We start from the raw sequence: 25,784 nt of genomic DNA, 5'->3' as shown, positions 1-25,784 counted from the left end.
GGAGCGTTCTGTAAGCCTGTGAAGGTGAGTTGAGAAGCTTGCTGGAGGTATCAGAAGTGCGAATGCTGACATGAGTAACGACAATGGGTGTGAAAAACACCCACGCCGAAAGACCAAGGTTTCCTGCGCAACGTTAATCGACGCAGGGTTAGTCGGTCCCTAAGGCGAGGCTGAAAAGCGTAGTCGATGGAAAACAGGTTAATATTCCTGTACTTCTGGTTATTGCGATGGAGGGACGGAGAAGGCTAGGCCAGCTTGGCGTTGGTTGTCCAAGTTTAAGGTGGTAGGCTGGAATCTTAGGTAAATCCGGGATTCTAAGGCCGAGAGCTGATGACGAGTGTTCTTTTAGAACACGAAGTGGTTGATGCCATGCTTCCAAGAAAAGCTTCTAAGCTTCAGGTAACCAGGAACCGTACCCCAAACCGACACAGGTGGTTGGGTAGAGAATACCAAGGCGCTTGAGAGAACTCGGGTGAAGGAACTAGGCAAAATGGCACCGTAACTTCGGGAGAAGGTGCGCCGGTGAGGGTGAAGCATTTACTGCGTAAGCCCATGCCGGTCGAAGATACCAGGCCGCTGCGACTGTTTATTAAAAACACAGCACTCTGCAAACACGAAAGTGGACGTATAGGGTGTGACGCCTGCCCGGTGCCGGAAGGTTAATTGATGGGGTTAGCTAACGCGAAGCTCTTGATCGAAGCCCCGGTAAACGGCGGCCGTAACTATAACGGTCCTAAGGTAGCGAAATTCCTTGTCGGGTAAGTTCCGACCTGCACGAATGGCGTAACGATGGCGGCGCTGTCTCCACCCGAGACTCAGTGAAATTGAAATCGCTGTGAAGATGCAGTGTATCCGCGGCTAGACGGAAAGACCCCGTGAACCTTTACTATAGCTTTGCACTGGACTTTGAATTTGCTTGTGTAGGATAGGTGGGAGGCTTTGAAGCGTGGACGCCAGTTCGCGTGGAGCCAACCTTGAAATACCACCCTGGCAACTTTGAGGTTCTAACTCAGGTCCGTTATCCGGATCGAGGACAGTGTATGGTGGGTAGTTTGACTGGGGCGGTCTCCTCCTAAAGAGTAACGGAGGAGTACGAAGGTGCGCTCAGACCGGTCGGAAATCGGTCGTAGAGTATAAAGGCAAAAGCGCGCTTGACTGCGAGACAGACACGTCGAGCAGGTACGAAAGTAGGTCTTAGTGATCCGGTGGTTCTGTATGGAAGGGCCATCGCTCAACGGATAAAAGGTACTCCGGGGATAACAGGCTGATACCGCCCAAGAGTTCATATCGACGGCGGTGTTTGGCACCTCGATGTCGGCTCATCACATCCTGGGGCTGAAGCCGGTCCCAAGGGTATGGCTGTTCGCCATTTAAAGTGGTACGCGAGCTGGGTTTAGAACGTCGTGAGACAGTTCGGTCCCTATCTGCCGTGGACGTTTGAGATTTGAGAGGGGCTGCTCCTAGTACGAGAGGACCGGAGTGGACGAACCTCTGGTGTTCCGGTTGTCACGCCAGTGGCATTGCCGGGTAGCTATGTTCGGAATAGATAACCGCTGAAAGCATCTAAGCGGGAAACTAGCCTCAAGATGAGATCTCACTGGGACCTTGAGTCCCCTGAAGGGCCGTCGAAGACTACGACGTTGATAGGTTGGGTGTGTAAGCGCTGTGAGGCGTTGAGCTAACCAATACTAATTGCCCGTGAGGCTTGACCATATAACACCCAAGCAATTTGCTGACCTGAAAGGGCACCAAATTGCGGTGTGTGAAGACGAAACGAACCGAAAGTTCGATTGTTCACAAACACCGAGATCTATCACATACCCATTCGCTGGAGCGTGTGCCGTAAGGCAAACGACCTGGCTACCGAATTTCTTGACGACCATAGAGCATTGGAACCACCTGATCCCATCCCGAACTCAGCAGTGAAACGATGCATCGCCGATGGTAGTGTGGGGTTTCCCCATGTGAGAGTAGGTCATCGTCAAGATTAAATTCCGAAACCCCTATCTGCGTATGCAGGTAGGGGTTTTGTTTTGTCCGCAGGAAAATCTGGCTCTCCGGGTTTCTATGCAACGGCCCGGGGCATGGCTATCATGCGGGCCTCATTGTGAGGCGAGACTTGCATGCTGACGTTGTTAAAGCTTCTTAAGGATGGCAAGTTCCATTCGGGTCAGGCCCTGGGCGTCGCCTTGGGCATCAGTCGTAGTGCGGTATGGAAGCAGCTACAGCATTTAGAAGCTGAGCTTGGCTTGTCTATCCACAAGGTGCGCGGACGTGGCTATCAATTGGCTACGCCACTGACGCTGCTTGATCCTGCCCGCATAAAAGAACAGGCGCCCTCGTGCGACTGGCCTATTCTGCTCTTCGACTCAATTGACTCCACTAATGCTGAAGCGTTGCGCGCAATACACCGAGGCCAGGCTGCACCATTTTTGGTGCTCTCCGAACGGCAGACTGCGGGTCGCGGCCGACGTGGGCGAAATTGGGCCAGTCCTTTCGCAGAAAACATCTATTACAGCCTCGTATTGCGCATCGAAGGTGGAATGCGTCAGCTCGAAGGGTTGAGTCTTGTGGTCGGGCTTGCTGTCATGCAAACGTTGAGAGATCTCGGTATCCCGGGCGCGGGCTTGAAGTGGCCCAACGATGTTCTGGTTGGTCAGAAAAAGATCGCCGGGATATTGCTCGAGTTGGTGGGTGATCCTGCTGATGTGTGTCACGTGGTGCTGGGTGTTGGAATTAATGTGAACATGCAGGCAACCGATGAGATTGATCAGCAATGGACATCCGTGCGGCTGGAGTCGGGCGGGGTGCTTGATCGCAATCACCTTGTCGCGCAATTAGGGTTGATGCTTCAGAAATATCTGACCCGTCATCAGATTGATGGGTTTTCCGCCATTCAGCGGGAATGGGAGCAGAACCATCTTTGGCAAGGGCGGGCAGTCTCGTTGATTGCTGGTGTCAACCAGATTGATGGTGAGGTGTTGGGTATCGACAGCCAGGGTGCCTTACGCTTGAAGGTAAATGGTGTGGAAAAAGTCTTTAGTGGTGGTGAGCTCAGCCTGAGGTTGCGTGATGATTCTTGAGCTCGACTGCGGAAACAGTTTTATAAAGTGGCGCGTTCTCTATGCGGATGCCAAGCAGGTGTTTGGAGAGGGGGTGGTGGATTCGGATCTCGCGTTGCTGGAAAGCCTGAATCGACTTGAGGGGCTGTCCCTCAAACATTGTCGGTTGGTCAGCGTGAGAACGACCGAAGAGACTGCTGCATTGACTTCTCTACTGGCACAAACGTTCTCAGTGTCCGCGATATGTGCCGCGCCGGCGCGCGAGATGGCTGGCGTTCGAAATGGATACGAAGAGTTCGAGCGGTTGGGACTTGATCGATGGCTTGCGATGCTTGGTGGATTTCATCTTTCCCCAGGAGCCTGTCTGGTGCTCGATTTCGGTACGGCAGTGACTGCTGATTTTATTGCGGGGGACGGAGAGCATCTTGGCGGGTTTATTTGCCCTGGAATGCCTCTGATGCGCAACCAGTTGCGAACTCATACCCGTAAGATTCGCTATGGCGATATCGCAGCCGAGCGTGCGCTGGAAAGCCTCGTGCCTGGTCGCACAACTGTTGAGGCGGTTGAGCGTGGATGTTCGCTGATGTTGAGGGGGTTTGTCCTGACTCAGCTGGAAATGGCGCGTAGTTATTGGGGGAAGGATTTTGCGGTATTCCTCACGGGAGGCGATGCGACGCTCGTCTCTGAAATCGTACCGGATGCCAGGCTGGTTCCAGACCTGGTGTTTGTAGGTCTGGCGATGGCATGCCCTTTGTCTTGAGGTTCTTATGCGTTGGTTGTTCCTGCTGTTGCTGGTTCTCAATGTCTTCTATTACATCTGGCATCAACAAGAGGCCCCGCTGCGTGCGAAAGATGTAACGCCTTTGAGTTTGTATCGAGGATCGCACCAGGATATCCGTTTGCTAAGCGAGGCAGCTGATGCAGGACGTGAGAAGGTAAAGTTGGCGTCGGCCGATAGTGGCTGCCTTTATTTGGGTGGTTTCACCCGTCAGGAGGTCGCCCTGGCAGCTGAGCGCCGACTGGGTAGGATGGATATCAAAGTTCAAGCCTTGCCAAAAGACTCCTCTGATCCGTCTGGCTACTGGCTCCGTGTAGCACCTGAAAGCCGGCGTTTAGTGGATGATCTTCAGTTGCTAAACCTTTCCAAAGAATTCAATGAGTTAAAACATAAAATAATGCCGTGCGAGGGGGTTGCGCCTTCGGAATAGTTTGCATAGAATGGCGCCCGCTTCGCAGTGAAGACCTTTAACGGTCAGCGGTACGAAGCGGTGTCAACGCAGCTAACCTCAGGTTTTTAATGAGAAAATGCTTGACAGAAGGTCGGCATGATATAGAATGCCGGCTCGCTTAGGAGGGGTTCCCGAGCGGCCAAAGGGATCAGACTGTAAATCTGACGTCTACGACTTCGAAGGTTCGAATCCTTCCCCCTCCACCATTTTTAGCGAGAGCTGCAAGCTCCGCGGGTATAGTTTAGTGGTAGAACCTCAGCCTTCCAAGCTGATGATGCGGGTTCGATTCCCGCTACCCGCTCCAAGTTTGCAGGTCCTGCAAAGGCGTTACGCTCTTGTAGCTCAGTTGGTAGAGCACACCCTTGGTAAGGGTGAGGTCAGCGGTTCAAATCCGCTCAAGAGCTCCATATAACAAGGCAGATATGAAAATATCTGCCTTTGTTTTAATGGCTGGTATTACTGTTTAAATCTTCTGCTGGGGGTTGCTTCGATGGCTAAGGAAAAGTTCGAACGTAATAAGCCGCACGTCAACGTAGGCACCATTGGTCACGTAGACCACGGCAAAACTACCCTGACCGCTGCGCTGACCCGTGTCTGCTCCGAGGTTTTCGGTTCGGCAAAGGTTGACTTCGACAAGATCGATAGCGCCCCAGAAGAAAAAGCACGTGGTATCACCATTAACACAGCTCACGTTGAGTACGATTCGGCTGTGCGTCACTACGCGCACGTTGACTGTCCAGGTCATGCCGACTACGTAAAGAACATGATTACCGGTGCTGCTCAGATGGATGGCGCTATTCTGGTTTGCTCGGCCGCTGATGGTCCGATGCCGCAAACCCGTGAGCACATCCTGTTGTCCCGTCAGGTTGGCGTTCCGTACATCGTTGTCTTCCTGAACAAGGCTGACATGGTTGACGATGCTGAGCTGTTGGAGCTGGTTGAGATGGAAGTGCGCGATCTGTTGAGCACTTACGATTTCCCAGGCGACGACACTCCTATCATCATTGGTTCGGCGCTGATGGCGTTGAACGGTCAAGACGACAACGAGATGGGTACCACTGCCGTCAAGAAGTTGGTCGAGACGCTGGATACATATATTCCGCAGCCTGAGCGTGCTATTGATAAGCCGTTCCTGATGCCGATCGAGGATGTGTTCTCGATCTCCGGTCGCGGCACTGTTGTGACTGGTCGTGTTGAGCGTGGCATTGTCCGCATTCAGGAAGAAGTTGAGATTGTTGGTCTTCGTGACACTGTCAAAACTACTTGTACTGGTGTTGAGATGTTCCGCAAGCTGCTCGACGAAGGTCGTGCTGGCGAGAACTGCGGCGTTCTGCTGCGCGGTACCAAGCGTGATGATGTCGAGCGTGGCCAGGTACTGGTCAAGCCGGGCACAGTCAAGCCGCATACCAAGTTCACTGCTGAGGTTTACGTTCTGAGCAAGGAAGAAGGAGGGCGTCATACTCCGTTCTTCAAGGGTTATCGTCCGCAGTTCTACTTCCGTACAACTGATGTGACTGGTAACTGCGAATTGCCAGAAGGCGTTGAAATGGTGATGCCAGGTGACAACATTCAAATGACTGTCACTCTGATCAAAACCATCGCGATGGAAGATGGCTTGCGTTTCGCTATCCGTGAAGGCGGTCGTACCGTCGGCGCTGGTGTCGTAGCCAAAGTTATCGAGTAAATTGTTGTAATGTCTTTTTCGGGCCGGCATAATGGTCGGCCTGATTTTGTTTTAGGTCAGTAGCTCAATTGGCAGAGCGACGGTCTCCAAAACCGTAGGTTGGGGGTTCGATTCCCTCCTGACCTGCCAGATTCACTTGGTGTGTCTGGCTTTCTTTTCACAGGATCTTCATAGATGACTCCTAAAGCTGAAGCTCAAGGCTCTCGCTTCGATCTGCTCAAGTGGCTTGTAGTAGTCGCATTGGTGGTTGTTGGCGTTGTTGGCAATCAGTATTACTCTGCTTCGCCGATCCTGTACCGCGTACTTGCATTGCTCGCCATTGCTGCCGTAGCTGCCTTTGTAGGCCTGCAGACAGTCAAGGGCAAGTCTTTCTTTGTACTGGTTAAGGAAGCTCGCACCGAAATTCGTAAAGTCGTGTGGCCAACTCGCCAAGAAACCACGCAGACCACGCTGATTGTTGTGGCTGTTGTTCTGGTTATGGCGTTGCTGTTGTGGGGGCTTGATTCCCTGCTCGGCTGGCTTGTTTCCTTGATTGTCGGCTAAGGGTGTCCCGTGGCTAAGCGTTGGTACGTTGTGCATGCTTACTCCGGTTACGAGAAGCATGTCATGCGCTCGTTGGTAGAGCGCGTAAAGCTGGCTGGCATGGAAGATGGCTTTGGCGAGATTCTGGTTCCCACTGAAGAAGTGGTTGAAATGCGTAATGGCCAGAAACGCAAAAGCGAGCGCAAATTCTTCCCAGGTTATGTGCTGGTTCAGATGGACATGAATGAGGGTACTTGGCACTTGGTCAAGGATACTCCTCGGGTGATGGGTTTCATCGGTGGTACAGCTGATAAACCTGCGCCGATCACTGATAAAGAGGCAGAAGCGATTCTGCGTCGTGTTGCTGATGGTAGCGACAAGCCGAAGCCGAAGACGTTGTTCGAGCCGGGCGAGTCGGTGCGTGTCAATGACGGGCCGTTTGCTGATTTCACTGGCACGGTCGAAGAAGTTAACTACGAAAAGAGCCGGATCCAAGTGGCAGTGCTCATTTTCGGTCGCTCTACTCCGGTAGAGTTAGAGTTCAGTCAGGTCGAAAAGGTCTAGCTGAGCAAGCATCCCAACCCCGCAGCCCTAGGCTGTGGGGTTTTGTCGTCACTGGGATAAACGCGCAAGTAACCGGGGAGCCTTTCGAGGCGTTCGAACCCGTAATTGGAGTGCCTCATGGCCAAGAAGATTACCGCTTACATCAAGCTGCAAGTGAAGGCCGCTCAGGCTAACCCAAGCCCACCTGTTGGTCCTGCTTTGGGTCAGCACGGCGTGAACATCATGGAATTCTGCAAGGCTTTCAACGCCCGTACTCAGGGTATTGAGCCAGGTCTGCCGACTCCAGTGATCATCACTGTCTACAGCGACCGTAGCTTCACTTTCGAAACCAAGTCCACCCCTGCTTCGGTTCTGCTGAAGAAGGCTGCTGGTCTGACTAGCGGTTCCGCTCGTCCGAACACCGTTAAGGTTGGCACCGTGACCCGTGCTCAGCTGGAAGAAATCGCGAAAACCAAAAACGCGGATCTGACTGCAGCTGATATGGACGCAGCCGTGCGTACTATCGCCGGTTCTGCTCGTAGCATGGGCCTTAACGTGGAGGGTGTGTAATGGCTAAGTTGACCAAGCGTCAAAAGGCTATCGCCGGCAAAATCGAAGCGGGCAAGTCCTACAACTTTGTAGATGCTGCCGCCCTGCTGGCTGAGCTGTCGACTGTGAAGTTCAGCGAGTCGTTCGACGTTGCTGTAAACCTGGGTGTTGACCCGCGTAAATCTGACCAGGTTGTTCGTAGCGCTACTGTGCTGCCACACGGCACTGGCAAGACCGTTCGCGTAGCTGTGTTCACCCAGGGTCCAGCTGCTGAGGCCGCTCTGGCTGCCGGCGCTGACCGTGTAGGTATGGACGACCTGGCTGCCGAAATGAAAGGCGGCGACCTGAACTATGACGTAGTTATCGCATCCCCGGATGCCATGCGCGTTGTTGGTCAGTTGGGTCAGATCCTGGGCCCGCGCGGCCTGATGCCTAACCCTAAAGTCGGCACCGTAACGCCAGACGTAGCTACCGCGGTTAAAAACGCCAAGGCTGGTCAGGTTCGTTATCGCACCGACAAAAACGGCATCATTCACACCTCCGTTGGCAAAGTCGGCTTTGATGCCGTCAAGCTGAAGGAAAACGTTGAAGCCCTGATCGCTGATCTGAAGCGTATCAAGCCAGCTTCCTCGAAAGGTATTTACGTCAAGCGCGTTACCCTGAGCACCACCATGGGTCCAGGTCTGGTCATCGACCAAGGCTCGCTCGACGCGTAAGACACAGATTGGCGCAAGCGATTGCGCCAATTGAAAGATTGGGGTCCCTGCCTGGCGGGGGCTATCCAAGACCGTAGGCGACGCAAGTCTTAAACCTCAAGCCTACGCAGATGGTGCTCCCGGTTCCTTACCGAATCAGACACCAAAACGACATCTGGCCTCGGTTGGATGAAACGGTAACAAGCAGGAGTTTTTCCCGTGGCAATTAAACTTGAAGACAAGAAGGCCATCGTCGCTGAAGTCAACAAGGCTGCCCAAGTTGCTCTGTCCGCTGTCGTGGCTGATGCCCGTGGCGTAACAGTAGGCGCTATGACCGGACTCCGTAAAGAGGCTCGTGAAGCTGGCGTTTACGTACGTGTTGTACGTAACACCCTGCTCAAGCGCGCCGTTGCTGGCACTCAATATGACGTGCTCAACGACGTGTTCACTGGCCCGACCTTGATTGCATTCTCCAAAGAACATCCGGGCGCTGCTGCTCGTATCTTCAAAGAGTTCGCAAAAGGTCAGGATAAGTTCGAGATCAAGGCAGCTGCGTTCGAGGGCAAGTTCCTCGCGGCTAATCAGATCGACGTACTGGCAAGCCTGCCGACCCGTGACGAAGCAATTTCTCAGCTGATGAGCGTGATTCAAGGCGCAACCAGCAAATTGGCTCGTACTCTGGCGGCTCTTCGCGACCAGAAAGAAGCCGCTGCAGCCTAAGGCTGAGCGACACCTTTCAGCGTTTATTGTTTATTTCGACGGCCGCGTAGGCTGTCACCCCAATACAGGAATTTATAGTCATGTCTCTGACTAACGACCAAATCATCGAAGCAATCGGCGAAAAATCCGTTCTGGAAATCGTTGAGCTGATCAAGGCCATGGAAGAGAAGTTCGGCGTTTCTGCTGCCGCTGCTTCCGCTGGTCCAGCTGCTGTCGCTGCTGTTGTTGAAGAACAAACTGAATTCAACGTCATGCTGCTGGAAGCTGGCGAGAAGAAAGTTAACGTGATCAAGGCAGTACGTGAACTGACCGGTCTGGGCCTGAAAGAAGCCAAGGCTGTAGTTGACGGCGCTCCTGGCATGGTACTGGAAGCTGTTTCGAAAGACGCAGCTGACAAAGCCAAAGCCACTCTGGAAGAAGCAGGCGCTAAAGTCGAGCTGAAGTAAGCATCGACTTTGCTCCTCCAGCCCGAGCGTTAAGCGAAAGGCTGATGGCTGGTGGCTCTTGCCACCGGCCTTTTTCCGTTATTGGCAACCGACTGGGTCGGTGCTGGTAACGAGCTGTAACCACCCGATGCGGTGGCGCAAACCATGGGGTTTGCACGATTTTCTGGCTGCTCCCGTCGGGAGGGGCCAAACAAGCAGGTGACCAAGCTGGGGAACGCTGATGGCTTACTCATATACTGAGAAAAAACGTATCCGCAAGGACTTTAGCAAGTTGCCGGACGTCATGGATGTGCCGTACCTCCTGGCCATCCAGCTGGATTCGTATCGTGAATTCTTGCAAGCGGGAGCGACTAAAGATCAGTTCCGCGACGTGGGCCTGCATGCGGCCTTCAAATCCGTTTTCCCGATCATCAGCTACTCCGGCAATGCTGCGCTGGAGTACGTCGGTTATCGCCTGGGCGAACCGGCATTTGATGTCAAAGAATGCGTATTGCGCGGTGTGACTTACGCCGTACCTTTGCGGGTAAAAGTGCGCCTGATCATTTTCGACAAAGAATCGTCGAACAAAGCGATCAAGGACATTAAAGAGCAAGAAGTCTACATGGGTGAAATCCCCCTGATGACTGAGAACGGTACCTTCGTAATCAACGGTACCGAGCGTGTAATCGTTTCCCAGCTGCACCGTTCCCCGGGCGTGTTCTTCGACCACGACCGTGGCAAGACGCACAGCTCCGGCAAACTGCTGTACTCCGCGCGCATCATTCCTTACCGCGGTTCGTGGCTGGACTTCGAGTTCGACCCGAAAGACTGCGTGTTCGTGCGTATCGACCGTCGTCGCAAGCTGCCTGCATCGGTACTGCTGCGCGCGCTCGGCTATACCACTGAAGAAGTGCTCGACGCGTTCTACACCACCAACGTTTTCCACCTGAGCGGCGAAACCCTCAGTCTGGAACTGATTGCTTCGCGTCTGCGTGGTGAAATCGCTGTTCTTGATATTCAGGATGAGAAGGGCAAGGTCATCGTTGAGGCTGGTCGCCGTATTACTGCGCGCCACATCAACCAGATCGAAAAAGCCGGTCTCAAGACCCTGGACGTGCCTCTGGAATACGTCCTGGGTCGCACTACCGCCAAGGCCATCGTGCATCCGGCAACCGGCGAAATCCTGGCAGAGTGCAACACCGAGTTGAACACCGAGATCCTGGCAAAAATTGCCAAGGCCCAGGTTGTTCGCATCGAAACTCTGTACACCAACGATATCGACTGCGGTCCGTTCGTTTCCGACACCCTGAAGATCGACTCCACCAGCAACCAATTGGAAGCGCTGGTCGAGATCTATCGCATGATGCGTCCAGGCGAGCCGCCAACTAAAGACGCTGCCGAGACTCTGTTCAACAACCTGTTCTTCAGCCCTGAGCGCTATGACCTGTCTGCGGTCGGCCGGATGAAGTTCAACCGTCGTATCGGTCGTACCGAGATCGAAGGTTCGGGCGTGTTGTGCAAAGAAGACATCGTCGCGGTACTGAAGACTCTGGTCGACATCCGTAACGGTAAAGGCATCGTCGATGACATCGACCACCTGGGTAACCGTCGTGTTCGCTGCGTAGGCGAAATGGCCGAGAACCAGTTCCGCGTTGGCCTGGTACGTGTTGAGCGTGCGGTCAAAGAGCGTCTGTCGATGGCTGAAAGCGAAGGCCTGATGCCGCAAGACCTGATCAACGCCAAGCCAGTGGCTGCGGCGGTGAAAGAGTTCTTCGGTTCCAGCCAGCTTTCCCAGTTCATGGACCAGAACAACCCGCTGTCCGAGATCACCCACAAGCGTCGTGTGTCTGCACTCGGCCCTGGCGGTTTGACTCGTGAGCGTGCTGGCTTTGAAGTTCGTGACGTACACCCGACTCACTATGGTCGTGTATGCCCGATTGAAACGCCGGAAGGTCCGAACATCGGTCTGATCAACTCCCTGGCAGCCTATGCGCGCACCAACCAGTACGGCTTCCTCGAGAGCCCGTACCGTGTGGTGAAAGACGCTCTGGTCACCGACGAGATCGTGTTCCTGTCCGCCATCGAAGAAGCTGATCACGTGATCGCTCAGGCTTCGGCCACGATGAACGACAAGAAAGTCCTGATCGACGAGCTGGTAGCTGTTCGTCACTTGAACGAATTCACCGTCAAGGCGCCGGAAGACGTCACCTTGATGGACGTATCGCCGAAGCAGGTAGTTTCGGTTGCTGCGTCGCTGATCCCGTTCCTTGAGCACGACGACGCCAACCGTGCGTTGATGGGTTCGAACATGCAGCGTCAAGCTGTACCAACTCTGCGCGCTGACAAGCCGCTGGTCGGTACCGGCATGGAGCGTAACGTAGCTCGTGACTCCGGCGTTTGCGTCGTGGCTCGTCGTGGTGGCGTTATCGATTCCGTCGACGCCAGCCGTATCGTGGTTCGAGTTGCTGATGACGAAGTTGAAACCGGCGAAGCTGGTGTCGACATCTACAACCTGACCAAGTACACCCGCTCCAACCAGAACACCTGCATCAACCAGCGTCCGCTGGTGCGTAAAGGTGATCGGGTTCAGCGTAGCGACATCATGGCCGACGGTCCGTCCACCGATATGGGTGAGCTGGCTCTGGGTCAGAACATGCGCATCGCGTTCATGGCATGGAACGGCTTCAACTTCGAAGACTCCATCTGCCTGTCCGAGCGTGTGGTTCAGGAAGATCGCTTCACCACGATCCACATTCAGGAACTGACCTGTGTGGCACGTGACACCAAGCTTGGGCCAGAGGAAATCACTGCAGACATCCCGAACGTGGGTGAAGCTGCACTGAACAAGCTGGACGAAGCCGGTATCGTTTACGTAGGTGCTGAAGTAGGCGCAGGCGACATCCTGGTTGGTAAGGTCACTCCGAAAGGCGAGACCCAGCTGACTCCGGAAGAAAAACTGCTGCGTGCCATCTTCGGTGAAAAAGCCAGCGACGTTAAAGACACCTCCCTGCGCGTGCCTACCGGCACCAAGGGTACCGTCATCGACGTACAGGTCTTCACCCGCGACGGCGTTGAGCGTGATGCTCGTGCACTGTCGATCGAGAAGACTCAACTCGACGAGATCCGCAAGGACCTGAACGAAGAGTTCCGTATCGTTGAAGGCGCCACTTTCGAACGTCTGCGTTCCGCTCTGGTCGGCCACAAAGCCGAAGGCGGCGCCGGCCTGAAGAAAGGTCAGGACATCACCGACGAAGTTCTCGACGGTCTTGAGCATGGTCAGTGGTTCAAACTGCGCATGGCTGAAGATGCTCTGAACGAGCAGCTTGAGAAGGCTCAGGCCTACATCGTTGATCGCCGCCGTCTGCTGGACGACAAGTTCGAAGACAAGAAGCGCAAACTGCAGCAGGGCGATGACCTAGCTCCAGGCGTGCTGAAAATCGTCAAGGTTTACCTGGCAATCCGTCGCCGCATCCAGCCGGGCGACAAGATGGCCGGTCGTCACGGTAACAAGGGTGTGGTCTCCGTGATCATGCCGGTTGAAGACATGCCGCACGATGCCAATGGCACTCCGGTCGACGTCGTCCTCAACCCGTTGGGCGTACCTTCGCGTATGAACGTTGGTCAGATCCTTGAAACCCACCTGGGCCTCGCGGCCAAAGGTCTGGGCGAGAAGATCAACCGGATGATCGAAGAGCAGCGCAAAGTCGCTGAGCTTCGTAAATTCCTCGACGAGATCTACAACCAGATCGGCGGTCGTAACGAAGATCTGGATAGCTTCTCCGACCAGGAAATCCTGGATCTGGCGAAGAACCTGCGTGGCGGCGTTCCAATGGCCACTCCAGTGTTCGACGGCGCCAAGGAAAGCGAAATCAAGGCCATGCTGAAACTGGCAGACCTGCCAGAAAGCGGCCAGATGCAGCTGACCGACGGCCGTACCGGCAACAAGTTCGAGCGCCCGGTTACTGTTGGCTACATGTACATGCTGAAGCTGAACCACTTGGTAGACGACAAGATGCACGCTCGTTCTACCGGTTCGTACAGCCTGGTTACCCAGCAGCCGCTGGGTGGTAAGGCGCAGTTCGGTGGTCAGCGTTTCGGGGAGATGGAGGTCTGGGCACTGGAAGCATACGGTGCTGCTTACACTCTGCAAGAAATGCTCACAGTGAAGTCGGACGATGTGAACGGCCGTACCAAGATGTACAAAAACATCGTGGATGGCGATCACCGTATGGAGCCGGGCATGCCCGAGTCTTTCAACGTGTTGATCAAGGAAATTCGTTCCCTCGGCATCGATATCGATCTGGAAACCGAATAACACGTGACGCGAATCGAGAGCGGGGCAGGATTGCCCGCTCTCTGCTCCGCCAGGAGGAAAGGCCTTGAAAGACCTACTGAATTTGCTGAAAAACCAGGGTCAAGTCGAAGAGTTCGACGCCATCCGTATTGGATTGGCATCGCCTGAGATGATCCGTTCGTGGTCGTTCGGTGAAGTTAAAAAGCCGGAAACCATCAACTACCGTACGTTCAAACCTGAACGTGACGGCCTGTTCTGCGCCAAGATCTTTGGCCCGGTAAAGGATTACGAGTGCCTGTGCGGTAAGTACAAGCGCTTGAAGCACCGTGGCGTGATCTGCGAGAAGTGCGGCGTTGAAGTCGCGCTGGCTAAAGTTCGTCGTGAGCGCATGGCGCACATCGAACTGGCCTCGCCAGTTGCCCACATCTGGTTCTTGAAATCGCTGCCGTCGCGTATCGGCTTGCTGATGGACATGACCCTGCGTGATATCGAACGCGTTCTCTATTTCGAGAGCTATGTCGTTATCGATCCAGGCATGACCACCCTTGAAAAAGGTCAGCTGCTCAACGACGAGCAGTACTTCGAAGCGCTGGAAGAGTTCGGCGACGATTTCGATGCCCGCATGGGTGCCGAAGCTGTCCGTGAACTGCTGCACGCTATCGACCTGGAACACGAGATTGGCCGTCTGCGCGAAGAAATTCCGCAAACCAACTCCGAAACCAAAATCAAAAAGCTGTCCAAGCGTCTGAAGTTGATGGAAGCCTTCCAGGGTTCCGGCAACCTTCCGGAATGGATGGTGCTGACCGTTCTGCCGGTTCTGCCGCCAGATCTGCGTCCACTGGTCCCGCTGGATGGCGGTCGCTTCGCGACTTCCGACCTCAACGATCTGTATCGTCGAGTGATCAACCGTAACAACCGCTTGAAGCGTCTGCTCGATCTGTCCGCTCCGGACATCATCGTGCGCAACGAAAAGCGTATGTTGCAGGAAGCTGTCGATGCACTGCTCGACAACGGTCGTCGTGGCCGCGCTATCACCGGTTCGAACAAGCGTCCTCTGAAATCCCTGGCTGACATGATCAAGGGTAAGCAAGGTCGTTTCCGTCAGAACTTGCTCGGTAAGCGTGTTGACTACTCCGGTCGTTCGGTAATTACCGTAGGTCCGACCCTGCGTCTGCACCAGTGCGGTCTGCCGAAGAAAATGGCCCTCGAGCTGTTCAAGCCGTTCATCTTCGGCAAGCTTGAAATGCGTGGTCTCGCTACCACCATCAAAGCTGCCAAGAAGATGGTCGAGCGCGAGCTGCCAGAGGTTTGGGACGTTCTCGCTGAAGTGATCCGTGAACACCCGGTTCTCCTCAACCGTGCACCGACCCTTCACCGTCTGGGTATCCAGGCGTTTGAACCGGTACTGATCGAAGGTAAGGCTATCCAGCTGCACCCTCTGGTCTGTGCTGCGTACAACGCCGACTTCGACGGCGACCAAATGGCCGTGCACGTACCGCTGACACTGGAAGCCCAGCTGGAAGCGCGTGCGTTGATGATGTCGACCAACAACATTCTGTCGCCAGCCAACGGTGAGCCAATCATCGTTCCGTCGCAGGACGTTGTATTGGGTCTGTACTACATGACTCGTGAAGCGATCAACGCCAAGGGCGAAGGTCGTGTGTTCGCGGATCTGCAAGAAGTTGACCGTGTGTTCCGTGCCGGCGAAGCAGCACTGCACGCCAAGGTCAAAGTGCGGATCAACGAAACCGTCAACGATCGCGATGGTGGCAGCGTCAAGAACACCCGTATCGTCGACACCACTGTCGGCCGTGCGCTGTTGTTCCAGGTTGTTCCACCTGGCCTGTCATACGACGTCGTCAACCAGCCGATGAAGAAAAAGGCGATCTCCAAGCTGATCAACCAGTGCTACCGCGTGGTTGGTTTGAAAGAGACCGTGATCTTCGCTGACCAGTTGATGTACACCGGTTTTGCTTATTCGACCATCTCCGGCGTTTCCATCGGTGTTAACGACTTCGTTATCCCGGATGAAAAAGCCCGCATCATCGGTGCTGCTACCGACGAAGTGAAAGAGATCGAAAGTCAGTACGCCTCCGGCCTGGTAACCCAGGGCGAGAAGTACAACAAAGTGATCGACCTTTGGTCCAAGGCGAACGACGAAGTTTCCAAGGCGATGATGGCCAACCTCTCGAAAGAGAAAGTCATCGACCGTCATGGCGTCGAAGTCGACCAAGAGTCCTTCAACTCGATGTACATGATGGCCGACTCGGGCGCACGGGGTTCTGCTGCGCAGATCCGTCAGCTCGCCGGTATGCGTGGCCTGATGGCCAAGCCGGACGGTTCCATCATCGAAACGCCGATTACTGCGAACTTCCGTGAAGGTTTGAGCGTACTTCAGTACTTCATCTCCACTCACGGTGCTCGTAAAGGTTTGGCGGATACCGCGTTGAAAACTGCGAACTCCGGTTACCTGACTCGTCGTCTGGTAGACGTGGCGCAGGATCTGGTTGTGACCGAGATCGATTGCGGCACCGAACATGGCCTGGTAATGACTCCGCACATTGAAGGCGGTGACGTTGTCGAGCCGTTGGGTGAGCGCGTATTGGGTCGTGTCATTGCTCGTGACGTGTTCAAGCCAGGTACCGAAGAAATCATCGTTCCTGCCGGCACGCTGGTAGACGAGAAGTGGGTCGAGTTCATCGAGCTGAACAGCATCGACGAAGTGATCGTGCGTTCGCCGATCAGCTGCGAAACCCGCTATGGCATTTGCGCCAAGTGCTACGGCCGTGACTTGGCTCGTGGTCACCAGGTGAACATCGGTGAAGCGGTCGGCGTTATCGCTGCCCAGTCCATCGGTGAGCCGGGTACCCAGCTGACCATGCGTACGTTCCACATCGGTGGTGCGGCAAGCCGGACCTCCGCAGCTGATAGCGTTCAGGTGAAGAATGGCGGTACCGTCCGTCTGCATAACCTGAAACACGTTGAGCGAGTGGATGGTTGCCTGGTTGCTGTGTCCCGTTCCGGTGAGCTGGCGATCGCTGATGACTTCGGTCGTGAGCGCGAGCGTTACAAGCTGCCGTACGGTGCTGTGATTTCGGTTAAAGAAGGTGACAAGGTCGACGCTGGCGCAATCGTGGCCAAGTGGGATCCGCACACTCACCCAATCGTTACCGAAATGAAAGGTACCGTGACCTACGTGGGCATGGAAGAAGGCATCACGATCAAGCGTCAGACTGACGAATTGACCGGTATGACCAACATTGAAGTACTCGACGCCAAAGACCGTCCAGCTGCCGGTAAAGATATCCGTCCTGCTGTGAAGATGGTTGATGACAACGGCAAGGATCTCTTGCTGCCGGGTACCGACGTAATTGCTCAGTACTTCCTGCCTGCTAACGCCCTGGTCGGTGTAGCGGACGGCGCGAAAATCGCGATCGGTGATGTTATCGCTCGTATTCCGCAAGAGACTTCGAAAACCCGTGACATCACCGGTGGTCTGCCGCGTGTTGCCGACTTGTTCGAAGCCCGTCGTCCGAAAGAAGCCTCGATTCTGGCTGAAGTCAGCGGCACCATCGCGTTCGGTAAAGAGACCAAAGGCAAGCGCCGTCTGGTCATTACCCCGAACGACGGTAGCGATCCGTATGAAGAGCTGATTCCGAAGTGGCGTCACCTGAACGTCTTCGAAGGCGAACAGGTAAACCGCGGCGAAGTTATCTCCGACGGCCCGAGCGATCCACACGACATCCTGCGTCTGCTGGGTGTGAGTGCGCTGGCCAAGTACATCGTGAACGAGATCCAGGACGTTTATCGTCTGCAAGGCGTGAAGATCAACGATAAGCACATCGAGACCATCCTGCGTCAGATGCTGCGTAAAGTTGAAATCGCTGAATCCGGCGATTCCAGTTTCATCAAGGGCGACCAGATGGAATTGACTCACGTTCTGGTAGAGAACGAGCGCCTGGCTGGCGACGAGAAATTCGTTTCCAAGTTCACTCGCGTGCTGCTGGGTATCACCAAGGCGTCGTTGTCCACCGAATCGTTCATCTCGGCGGCTTCCTTCCAGGAAACCACTCGCGTACTGACCGAAGCGGCGGTAACCGGCAAGCGCGATTACCTGCGCGGCCTGAAAGAAAACGTAGTCGTGGGTCGTCTGATCCCGGCCGGTACCGGTCTGGCTTATCACAGCGAGCGCAAGCGCCGCCGTGATGCTGACAAACCGTTGCGCGTTAGCGCCAGTGAAGTGGAAGCTGCACTGACCGAAGCACTGAACTCGAGCGGTAACTGAGTTCTGCGGTAAATGAGTGTGGGGCCCCGGTCGTTCCGTTCATCGAATCGAGACAATTTGTCGAGGTTGGATGAGCGGGGAGGTCGGGGCCTTGCCTTGACTGGGGACAAGATCCTCTTTAGACTCTTGTACCCCTAAATTTGGCGGGAATTCGTTCCTGCCATTTTGCTTTTCTTGCAAGACAATAGCGTCGCAAGACAACAGTGGAGCTAGTAGATGGCAACTATCAACCAGCTGGTACGTCAGCCGCGTAAGCGTATCGTCGAGAAATCCGACGTGCCTGCGCTGCAGAACTGCCCGCAACGTCGTGGCGTATGCACCCGTGTGTATACCACCACGCCGAAAAAACCTAACTCGGCACTGCGTAAAGTATGCCGTGTGCGTCTGACCAACGGTTTCGAGGTTTCCTCGTACATCGGCGGTGAAGGCCACAACCTGCAAGAGCACAGCGTGGTACTGATCCGCGGCGGTCGTGTAAAAGACTTGCCAGGTGTTCGTTACCACACCGTACGCGGTTCTTTGGATACTTCCGGCGTTAAAGGTCGTAACCAGGGTCGTTCGAAGTACGGTACCAAGAAGCCTAAGTAGTAGCGGCTTTTTGTAAGAACTGATTTTCTATTTTTCTGAGTCGATAAGAGTAAGGTCGGAGGCGTCCCGAAAGGGCACCGATTCCGAGCGAACCTGAAGACCGTTTGAGGGCTTATCCATGCCAAGAAGACGCGTAGCAGCCAAGCGCGAAGTGCTTGACGATCCAAAATACGGCAGCCAGATCCTGGCCAAGTTCATGAACCACGTAATGGAAAGCGGCAAGAAAGCCGTTGCCGAGCGTATCGTTTATGGCGCGCTGGAAAAGGTTAAAGAACGCAAGAACAGCGATCCCCTGGAAATCTTCGAGAAAGCTCTCGACGCCATCGCTCCGCTGGTCGAAGTAAAGTCGCGCCGTGTAGGCGGTGCTACTTACCAGGTTCCGGTCGAAGTTCGTCCGTCCCGTCGTAACGCTCTGGCAATGCGCTGGTTGGTAGACTTCGCCCGTAAGCGCGGCGAGAAGTCTATGGCTCTGCGTTTGGCTGGCGAACTGTTGGACGCTGCTGAAGGCAAAGGTGCTGCAGTTAAGAAGCGTGAAGACGTGCACCGTATGGCTGAAGCCAACAAGGCTTTCTCGCACTACCGCTTCTAATTTTAGCGTCACTAATTTTGCGAGGGCTTTATGGCTCGTACTACACCGATTAATCGCTACCGTAACATTGGTATCGTTGCTCACGTGGATGCTGGTAAAACCACCACCACCGAGCGCGTCCTTTTTTACACTGGCAAAAGTCACAAAATGGGCGAGGTGCATGACGGCGCCGCGACCACAGACTGGATGGTGCAGGAGCAGGAGCGTGGTATTACCATTACTTCTGCTGCTATTACCGCCTTCTGGCAGGGTTCCGAGAAGCAGCACAAAGACCAGTATCGCTTCAACGTCATCGACACCCCGGGCCACGTTGACTTCACTATTGAAGTTGAGCGTTCCTTGCGTGTTCTCGACGGCGCGGTCGTTGTGTTCTGCGGCACCTCGGGTGTTGAGCCTCAGTCGGAAACCGTATGGCGTCAGGCCAACAAGTACGGCGTTCCACGTCTTGTTTATGTAAACAAGATGGACCGTGCTGGTGCGAACTTCCTGCGCGTGATCGGTCAGATCAAACAGCGTCTGGGTCACACCCCGGTTCCAATCCAGTTGGCTATCGGTTCCGAAGACAACTTCCAGGGTCAGATCGACCTGATGGCTATGGAAGCTGTTTACTGGAATGATTCTGACAAAGGCATGGTTCCAGTTCGCAAGCCTATCCCTGCAGAACTGCAGGAACTGGCTGACGAATGGCGCGGCAATATGGTTGAAGCTGCGGCTGAAGCCAGCGAAGAGCTAATGAACAAGTACCTCGAAGGTGAAGAACTCACCAACGCGGAAATCAAGGCCGCTCTGCGTCAGCGTACTATCGCTGGTGAGATCGTTCTGGCTGTTTGCGGTTCTTCCTTCAAGAACAAGGGTGTTCCCCTGGTTCTCGACGCCGTGATCGACTACCTGCCTGCTCCTACCGACATTCCTGCCATCAAGGGTACAGACCCGGATGACGAGACCAAGGAAATGGAGCGTCACGCAGACGACAGCGAGCCGTTCTCGGCTCTGGCGTTCAAGATCGCTACCGACCCATTCGTGGGTACCTTGACCTTCGTTCGAGTTTACTCGGGCGTGTTGGCCTCCGGCGACGGCGTGATCAACTCGGTTAAAGGCAAGAAAGAGCGTGTGGGTCGTATGGTGCAAATGCACGCAAACGCCCGTGAAGAAATCAAGGAAGTACGCGCTGGTGACATCGCGGCCTTGATCGGCATGAAGGACGTCACCACTGGTGAGACTTTGTGCAACGCTGACAAGCCAATCATCCTGGTTCGCATGGACTTCCCGGAGCCGGTTATTTCGGTTGCCGTAGAGCCTAAGACCAAGGATGACCAGGAAAAAATGGGTATCGCTCTGGGCAAGCTCGCTCAGGAAGATCCATCTTTCCGCGTCAAGACTGATGAAGAGACTGGTCAAACGATCATCTCCGGCATGGGCGAGTTGCACCTGGACATCCTGGTTGACCGGATGCGCCGTGAGTTCAACGTCGAAGCCAACATCGGTAAGCCACAAGTTTCGTACCGTGAGCGCATCACGAAGAGCTGCGAAATTGAAGGCAAGTTCGTTCGTCAGTCCGGCGGTCGTGGCCAGTTCGGTCACTGCTGGATTCGTTTTGCTCCTGCTGACGAAGGTCAGGAAGGTCTGCAATTCCTGAACGAAGTAGTGGGTGGTGTGGTTCCTAAGGAATACATCCCGGCTATCCAGAAGGGTATCGAAGAGCAGATGAAGAACGGCGTTGTGGCCGGCTATCCGCTAATCGGCCTGAAGGCTACCGTGTTTGATGGTTCTTACCACGACGTCGACTCCAACGAGATGGCGTTTAAGGTGGCTGCTTCCATGGCAACCAAGCAACTGGCCCAGAAGGGCGGTGGTGAGTTGCTTGAGCCGATCATGGCGGTAGAGGTTGTTACACCTGAAGACTATATGGGTGACGTGATGGGCGACCTTAACCGTCGTCGCGGCATGATCCTGGGTATGGAAGACACGGTCTCCGGCAAAGTAATTCGTGCTGAGGTTCCGCTGGGCGAGATGTTCGGTTATGCAACTGACGTCCGTTCCATGTCCCAAGGTCGCGCAAGCTACTCTATGGAATTCAAAAAATACAATACGGCTCCGTCGCACATCGTCGAAACCGTTACCAAAAAACAAGGCTGATTCAGCCCCTTTAGGCTAGGAGTTAATTGTCGTGGCTAAAGAAAAATTTGACCGTACCCTCCCGCACGTCAACGTTGGCACCATCGGTCACGTCGACCACGGTAAAACCACGCTGACCGCTGCTCTGACTCGCGTCTGCTCCGAAGTTTTCGGTTCGGCCGTTGTTGCTTTCGACAAAATCGACAGCGCTCCGGAAGAAAAGGCTCGTGGTATCACCATCAACACCGCGCACGTTGAATACAACTCGCTGATCCGTCACTACGCTCACGTTGACTGCCCAGGTCACGCTGACTACGTGAAGAACATGATCACCGGTGCTGCTCAGATGGACGGCGCTATCCTGGTTTGCTCGGCCGCTGATGGTCCGATGCCACAAACCCGTGAGCACATCCTGCTGTCCCGTCAGGTTGGCGTTCCGTACATCGTTGTCTTCCTGAACAAGGCTGACATGGTTGACGACGCTGAGCTGCTGGAACTGGTTGAGATGGAAGTGCGCGACCTGCTGAGCACTTACGACTTCCCAGGTGACGACACTCCGATCATCATCGGTTCGGCTCTGATGGCTCTGAACGGCCAAGACGACAACGAAATGGGCACCACTGCCGTTCGTAAGCTGGTTGAGACTCTGGACAGCTACATTCCAGATCCAGTTCGCGTTATCGACAAGCCGTTCCTGATGCCAATCGAAGACGTATTCTCGATCTCCGGTCGCGGTACTGTTGTAACTGGCCGTATCGAGCGCGGTATCGTCAAGGTTCAGGATCCACTGGAAATCGTTGGTCTGCGTGACACTACCGTCACCACCTGCACCGGTGTTGAAATGTTCCGTAAGCTGCTCGACGAAGGTCGTGCTGGCGAGAACTGCGGCGTTCTGCTGCGTGGTACCAAGCGTGACGACGTTGAGCGTGGCCAGGTTCTGGTTAAGCCAGGTTCGGTCAAGCCGCACACCAAGTTCGAAGCTGAAGTCTACGTTCTGAGCAAAGAAGAAGGCGGTCGTCACACTCCGTTCTTCAAAGGCTACCGTCCACAGTTCTACTTCCGTACTACTGACGTGACTGGTAACTGCGAACTGCCGGAAGGCGTTGAAATGGTAATGCCGGGCGACAACATCAAAATGGTTGTCACCCTGATCAAGACCATCGCAATGGAAGACGGTCTGCGTTTCGCTATCCGTGAAGGCGGTCGTACCGTCGGCGCTGGCGTCGTAGCCAAAATCATCGAGTAAGCTCTTTTCGAGTTGGCTTTGATGAATTGAAAAAGCCCCCGCTTAGCGGGGGCTTTTTTATTGGGTTGACACCTATATGGGGCGTCTATAGAATTGCGCCTCCTTTTAACGGGCGTATTGCGCTCGGTGGGAATAGCAGCCGGAGTCTGAAATCCAATGCAAAATCAGCAAATCCGTATCAGGTTGAAGGCTTTTGACCATCGCCTGATCGACCAATCCACCCAGGAAATCGTGGAAACCGCGAAACGTACTGGTGCTCAAGTGCGTGGTCCAATTCCACTGCCTACCCGTAAAGAGCGGTTCACCGTTCTGGTCTCCCCGCACGTCAACAAAGACGCGCGTGACCAGTACGAGATCCGTACTCATAAGCGCGTACTGGACATCGTCCAGCCAACGGATAAAACCGTTGATGCTCTTATGAAGCTTGATCTGGCGGCCGGTGTGGAAGTACAGATCAGCCTCGGCTAAGACTCGGTCTTAGTCGTGTAACGCTCTGAAATGGGCGGCCATAGCGGGTGAAAGCCCCGTACACTCATGAGGTTTACAACATGACTATTGGTGTAGTCGGTCGTAAATGCGGTATGACCCGTATTTTCACCGAAGAAGGTGTCTCCATTCCGGTCACGGTCATTGAGATCGAGCCGAATCGCGTCACCCAGTTCAAAACTGAAGAGACCGATGGCTATCGTGCAGTGCAAGTCACTGTAGGCGAGCGTCGTGCTTCGCGTGTTACAGCTGCTCAAGCTGGCCACTTCGCTAAAGCGAACGTTGCCGCTGGTCGTACCGTAATGGAATTCCGCCTTGAAGAAGGCGAGTACCAGGCCGGCGATCTGATCAACGCTGAAATCTTCGCCGCTGGTCAACTGGTTGATGTAACCGGTCAGTCCAAGGGTAAAGGCTTCCAGGGTACGATCAAGCGTTGGAACTTCCGCGGGCAAGATAATACCCACGGTAACTCCGTGTCCCACCGCGTTCCAGGCTCTATCGGCCAGTGCCAGACTCCTGGTCGTGTATTCAAGGGCAAAAAAATGTCCGGTCATATGGGCGCTGAGCGCGTGACCGTGCAGTCCCTCGAAGTAGTGCGCGTGGACGCTGAACGCAATCTGTTGTTGGTCAAGGGCGCTGTTCCTGGCGCTACTGGCGGCAACTTGGTTGTACGTCCAGCAGCCAAGGCTCGCGGTTAAGGGGAAGCTGACATGCAATTAAATGTAAATGACGCTCAAGCGATCGAAGTTTCCGAACTGACATTTGGCGGCGAATTCAACGAGACGCTGGTTCACCAAGCAGTCGTGGCCTACATGGCCGGCGGCCGTCAAGGTAGCAAGCAGCAAAAGACCCGTTCCGACGTTCGTGGTGGCGGTAAGCGCCCATGGCGTCAGAAAGGTACTGGCCGTGCTCGTGCCGGTACTATCCGTAGCCCAATCTGGCGTGGCGGCGGTACCACTTTCGCAGCTCGTCCTCAGGATCACACCCAGAAGCTGAACAAGAAGATGTATCGCGCAGCAATGCGTTCCATCCTTGCTGAGCTGGTGCGTACTGATCGTCTGGTTGTGGTTCAGGACTTCGCTGTTGATGCACCGAAGACCAAAGATCTGCTGAACAAACTGACCGGCATGGGCCTGACTGACGTCTTGATCGTGTCTGAAGTAGTTGATCAGAACCTGTACCTGGCTGCTCGTAACCTGCCACACGTTGATGTACGTGACGTGCAGGGTTCCGATCCAGTTAGTCTGATCGCATACGACAAGGTGTTGATCACCGTGTCGGCCGTGAAGAAATTCGAGGAGCTGCTGGGATGAACCAGGAACGCGTATTTAAAGTTCTGCTTGGCCCGCACGTTTCCGAGAAGGCTACGGTTCTGGCTGACAAGAAAGGCCAGTTCGTTTTCAAGGTTGCAACTGACGCAACCAAGCTGGAAATCAAGAAGGCCGTCGAAAGCCTGTTCAGCGTGAAAGTAGAGCGTGTTACTACCCTGAATGTTCTGGGTAAGAGCAAGCGCACTGCTCGCGGTCTGGGCAAGCGTAATGACTGGAAGAAGGCAGTTATCTCCCTTCAGCCAGGCCAAGATCTCGATTTCAGCAGCAGTGCTGAGTAAGGAAGGGGTGCATCATGGCAATCGTTAAATGCAAACCGACTTCCCCTGGCCGCCGTTTTGTGGTCAAGGTGGTCAACCAGGAGCTGCATAAAGGCGCTCCTCACGCACCGCTGCTCGAGAAAAAATCGAAGACTGGTGGTCGTAACAACAATGGTCGCATTACCACTCGTCACATCGGTGGTGGCCATAAGCAGCATTATCGTCTGGTCGATTTCCGTCGCAACGACAAAGATGGCATCTCTGCCACTGTCGAGCGTATCGAATACGATCCAAACCGTACTGCTCACATCGCTCTGCTGCTGTACGCAGATGGCGAGCGTCGCTACATCATCGCCCCTAAAGGCGTGAGTGCTGGCGACCAGCTGATCGCAGGTGCTTTGGCGCCGATCAAGCCGGGCAACGCTCTGCAACTGCGTAACATTCCAGTTGGTAGCACCGTACACGGCATCGAATTGAAGCCAGGTAAAGGCGCGCAAATCGCTCGTTCCGCTGGTGCTTCGGCTCAGCTGATCGCTCGTGAAGGTGTCTACGTGACCCTGCGTCTGCGTTCTGGTGAGATGCGTAAAGTGCTGGCTGAATGCCGCGCGACCCTGGGTGAAGTCTCGAACTCCGAGCACAGCCTGCGTTCGCTGGGTAAAGCTGGTGCCAAACGCTGGCGTGGCGTTCGCCCAACCGTTCGTGGTGTTGCCATGAACCCGGTTGACCACCCACATGGTGGTGGTGAAGGTCGTACCTCTGGTGGTCGTCATCCGGTATCGCCATGGGGCTTCCCGACTAAGGGCGCGAAGACTCGTGGTAATAAGCGTACCGACAAAATGATCGTCCGTCGTCGCAAGTAAATAGAGGGATACGACAGTGCCACGTTCTCTGAAAAAAGGTCCTTTTATTGATCTTCACCTACTGAAGAAGATCGAAGTGGCGGCGGAAAAGAACGATCGCAAACCAGTTAAAACCTGGTCGCGTCGTTCGATGATCCTGCCACAAATGGTCGGTCTGACCATTGCAGTTCATAACGGTCGTCAACATGTTCCAGTTCTCGTGAACGAAGACATGGTCGGCCACAAACTAGGCGAGTTTGCCGGTACCCGCACATATCGTGGGCACGTGGCAGACAAGAAAGCCAAGCGTTAAGGGGTAAGGAAC

The 25,784-nt window shown here is 54.6% G+C and carries 22 protein-coding genes, 4 tRNA genes and 2 rRNA genes (1 of these 28 only partly in view); all 28 read left to right on the top strand.

The genetic code is table 11. The features are described 5' to 3' along the window. A 23S ribosomal RNA gene (locus JIO00_RS26520) occupies nucleotides 1–1,713 on the top strand (it extends 1,179 nt beyond the left edge of the window). Nucleotides 1,714–1,871: 158 nt separating this feature from the next. Continuing rightward, nucleotides 1,872–1,987: ribosomal RNA gene (rrf, locus tag JIO00_RS26515) — 5S ribosomal RNA — on the top strand. Nucleotides 1,988–2,123: 136 nt separating this feature from the next. After that, nucleotides 2,124–3,083, top strand: a complete 960-nt coding sequence (gene birA, locus JIO00_RS26510; RefSeq protein ID WP_077749258.1) for a bifunctional biotin--[acetyl-CoA-carboxylase] ligase/biotin operon repressor BirA — start codon at nucleotides 2,124–2,126, stop codon at nucleotides 3,081–3,083. After that, on the top strand, nucleotides 3,073–3,822 hold the full coding sequence (locus JIO00_RS26505) for a pantothenate kinase (RefSeq protein ID WP_200667145.1): 750 nt from the start codon (nucleotides 3,073–3,075) through the stop codon (nucleotides 3,820–3,822). The genes birA and JIO00_RS26505 overlap by 11 nt, the downstream gene beginning before the upstream one ends. Before the next feature lie 7 nt (nucleotides 3,823–3,829). Further along, the gene (locus JIO00_RS26500) at nucleotides 3,830–4,270 is read left to right on the top strand and encodes a hypothetical protein (protein ID WP_200667143.1); all 441 of its coding nucleotides are present in this window, start codon (nucleotides 3,830–3,832) and stop codon (nucleotides 4,268–4,270) included. Nucleotides 4,271–4,412: 142 nt separating this feature from the next. Then, nucleotides 4,413–4,497: transfer RNA gene (locus JIO00_RS26495), tRNA-Tyr, on the top strand. 24 nt (nucleotides 4,498–4,521) lie between these two features. Beyond that, nucleotides 4,522–4,595, top strand: a tRNA-Gly gene (locus JIO00_RS26490). Between the two features lie 27 nt (nucleotides 4,596–4,622). Beyond that, nucleotides 4,623–4,698: transfer RNA gene (locus JIO00_RS26485), tRNA-Thr, on the top strand. A gap of 83 nt (nucleotides 4,699–4,781) precedes the next feature. Beyond that, nucleotides 4,782–5,975 carry an elongation factor Tu gene (tuf, locus tag JIO00_RS26480; RefSeq protein ID WP_010467251.1) on the top strand — a complete coding sequence of 398 codons (1,194 nt, stop codon included), beginning with the start codon at nucleotides 4,782–4,784 and terminating at the stop codon, nucleotides 5,973–5,975. Between the two features lie 53 nt (nucleotides 5,976–6,028). Further along, nucleotides 6,029–6,104, top strand: a tRNA-Trp gene (locus tag JIO00_RS26475). 45 nt (nucleotides 6,105–6,149) lie between these two features. Next, on the top strand, nucleotides 6,150–6,518 hold the full coding sequence (gene secE / locus JIO00_RS26470) for a preprotein translocase subunit SecE (protein WP_008145488.1): 369 nt from the start codon (nucleotides 6,150–6,152) through the stop codon (nucleotides 6,516–6,518). Between the two features lie 9 nt (nucleotides 6,519–6,527). After that, nucleotides 6,528–7,061, top strand: coding sequence for a transcription termination/antitermination protein NusG (gene nusG / locus JIO00_RS26465; RefSeq protein WP_007896622.1), 534 nt, complete (start codon nucleotides 6,528–6,530; stop codon nucleotides 7,059–7,061). A 117-nt stretch (nucleotides 7,062–7,178) separates the two neighbouring features. After that, a complete protein-coding gene (gene rplK, locus JIO00_RS26460; RefSeq protein ID WP_003210097.1) occupies nucleotides 7,179–7,610 on the top strand; it encodes a 50S ribosomal protein L11 in 432 nt (143 codons plus the stop codon). Continuing rightward, nucleotides 7,610–8,305, top strand: coding sequence for a 50S ribosomal protein L1 (gene rplA, locus JIO00_RS26455; protein WP_007896626.1), 696 nt, complete (start codon nucleotides 7,610–7,612; stop codon nucleotides 8,303–8,305). The genes rplK and rplA overlap by 1 nt, the downstream gene beginning before the upstream one ends. Before the next feature lie 198 nt (nucleotides 8,306–8,503). Then, nucleotides 8,504–9,004 (top strand): 50S ribosomal protein L10, encoded by a 501-nt coding sequence (gene rplJ / locus JIO00_RS26450; protein WP_010467255.1) that lies wholly within the window; start codon nucleotides 8,504–8,506, stop codon nucleotides 9,002–9,004. Nucleotides 9,005–9,084: 80 nt separating this feature from the next. Continuing rightward, entirely contained in the window at nucleotides 9,085–9,450 is a 366-nt protein-coding gene (rplL, locus tag JIO00_RS26445) for a 50S ribosomal protein L7/L12 (protein WP_010467258.1), read from the top strand. A gap of 220 nt (nucleotides 9,451–9,670) precedes the next feature. Then, nucleotides 9,671–13,744 (top strand): DNA-directed RNA polymerase subunit beta, encoded by a 4,074-nt coding sequence (gene rpoB, locus JIO00_RS26440; protein WP_017341074.1) that lies wholly within the window; start codon nucleotides 9,671–9,673, stop codon nucleotides 13,742–13,744. Nucleotides 13,745–13,808: 64 nt separating this feature from the next. After that, a complete protein-coding gene (gene rpoC, locus JIO00_RS26435; protein WP_007896632.1) occupies nucleotides 13,809–18,008 on the top strand; it encodes a DNA-directed RNA polymerase subunit beta' in 4,200 nt (1,399 codons plus the stop codon). A gap of 216 nt (nucleotides 18,009–18,224) precedes the next feature. Further along, nucleotides 18,225–18,596, top strand: a complete 372-nt coding sequence (rpsL, locus tag JIO00_RS26430) for a 30S ribosomal protein S12 (RefSeq protein WP_002555494.1) — start codon at nucleotides 18,225–18,227, stop codon at nucleotides 18,594–18,596. A gap of 118 nt (nucleotides 18,597–18,714) precedes the next feature. Next, a complete protein-coding gene (rpsG, locus tag JIO00_RS26425; protein WP_002555493.1) occupies nucleotides 18,715–19,185 on the top strand; it encodes a 30S ribosomal protein S7 in 471 nt (156 codons plus the stop codon). A gap of 30 nt (nucleotides 19,186–19,215) precedes the next feature. Beyond that, nucleotides 19,216–21,321 (top strand): elongation factor G, encoded by a 2,106-nt coding sequence (fusA, locus tag JIO00_RS26420; protein WP_083375647.1) that lies wholly within the window; start codon nucleotides 19,216–19,218, stop codon nucleotides 21,319–21,321. Between the two features lie 31 nt (nucleotides 21,322–21,352). Continuing rightward, nucleotides 21,353–22,546 (top strand): elongation factor Tu, encoded by a 1,194-nt coding sequence (gene tuf / locus JIO00_RS26415; RefSeq protein WP_007896660.1) that lies wholly within the window; start codon nucleotides 21,353–21,355, stop codon nucleotides 22,544–22,546. Nucleotides 22,547–22,702: 156 nt separating this feature from the next. Next, the gene (rpsJ, locus tag JIO00_RS26410; RefSeq protein WP_003186070.1) at nucleotides 22,703–23,014 is read left to right on the top strand and encodes a 30S ribosomal protein S10; all 312 of its coding nucleotides are present in this window, start codon (nucleotides 22,703–22,705) and stop codon (nucleotides 23,012–23,014) included. 80 nt (nucleotides 23,015–23,094) lie between these two features. Then, the gene (rplC, locus tag JIO00_RS26405) at nucleotides 23,095–23,730 is read left to right on the top strand and encodes a 50S ribosomal protein L3 (RefSeq protein ID WP_003186059.1); all 636 of its coding nucleotides are present in this window, start codon (nucleotides 23,095–23,097) and stop codon (nucleotides 23,728–23,730) included. A gap of 12 nt (nucleotides 23,731–23,742) precedes the next feature. Beyond that, nucleotides 23,743–24,345, top strand: a complete 603-nt coding sequence (rplD, locus tag JIO00_RS26400) for a 50S ribosomal protein L4 (protein WP_007896707.1) — start codon at nucleotides 23,743–23,745, stop codon at nucleotides 24,343–24,345. After that, a complete protein-coding gene (rplW, locus tag JIO00_RS26395; RefSeq protein WP_002555488.1) occupies nucleotides 24,342–24,641 on the top strand; it encodes a 50S ribosomal protein L23 in 300 nt (99 codons plus the stop codon). Before rplD ends, rplW begins: the two co-directional genes overlap by 4 nt. A gap of 14 nt (nucleotides 24,642–24,655) precedes the next feature. Further along, complete coding sequence (gene rplB / locus JIO00_RS26390; protein WP_003176423.1) at nucleotides 24,656–25,480, top strand: 50S ribosomal protein L2; 825 nt, start codon at nucleotides 24,656–24,658, stop codon at nucleotides 25,478–25,480. 16 nt (nucleotides 25,481–25,496) lie between these two features. Next, nucleotides 25,497–25,772, top strand: coding sequence for a 30S ribosomal protein S19 (rpsS, locus tag JIO00_RS26385; RefSeq protein ID WP_002555486.1), 276 nt, complete (start codon nucleotides 25,497–25,499; stop codon nucleotides 25,770–25,772). Nucleotides 25,773–25,784 lie beyond the last annotated feature (12 nt).

The sequence above is a fragment of the Pseudomonas sp. SW-3 genome, from assembly GCF_016615645.1.
GTDB classification, from domain to species: Bacteria; Pseudomonadota; Gammaproteobacteria; order Pseudomonadales; family Pseudomonadaceae; genus Aquipseudomonas; species Aquipseudomonas mandelii.
The sequence above is the reverse complement of the archived record's forward strand: the minus strand, read 5'-3'. Positions and strand labels throughout refer to the sequence as shown.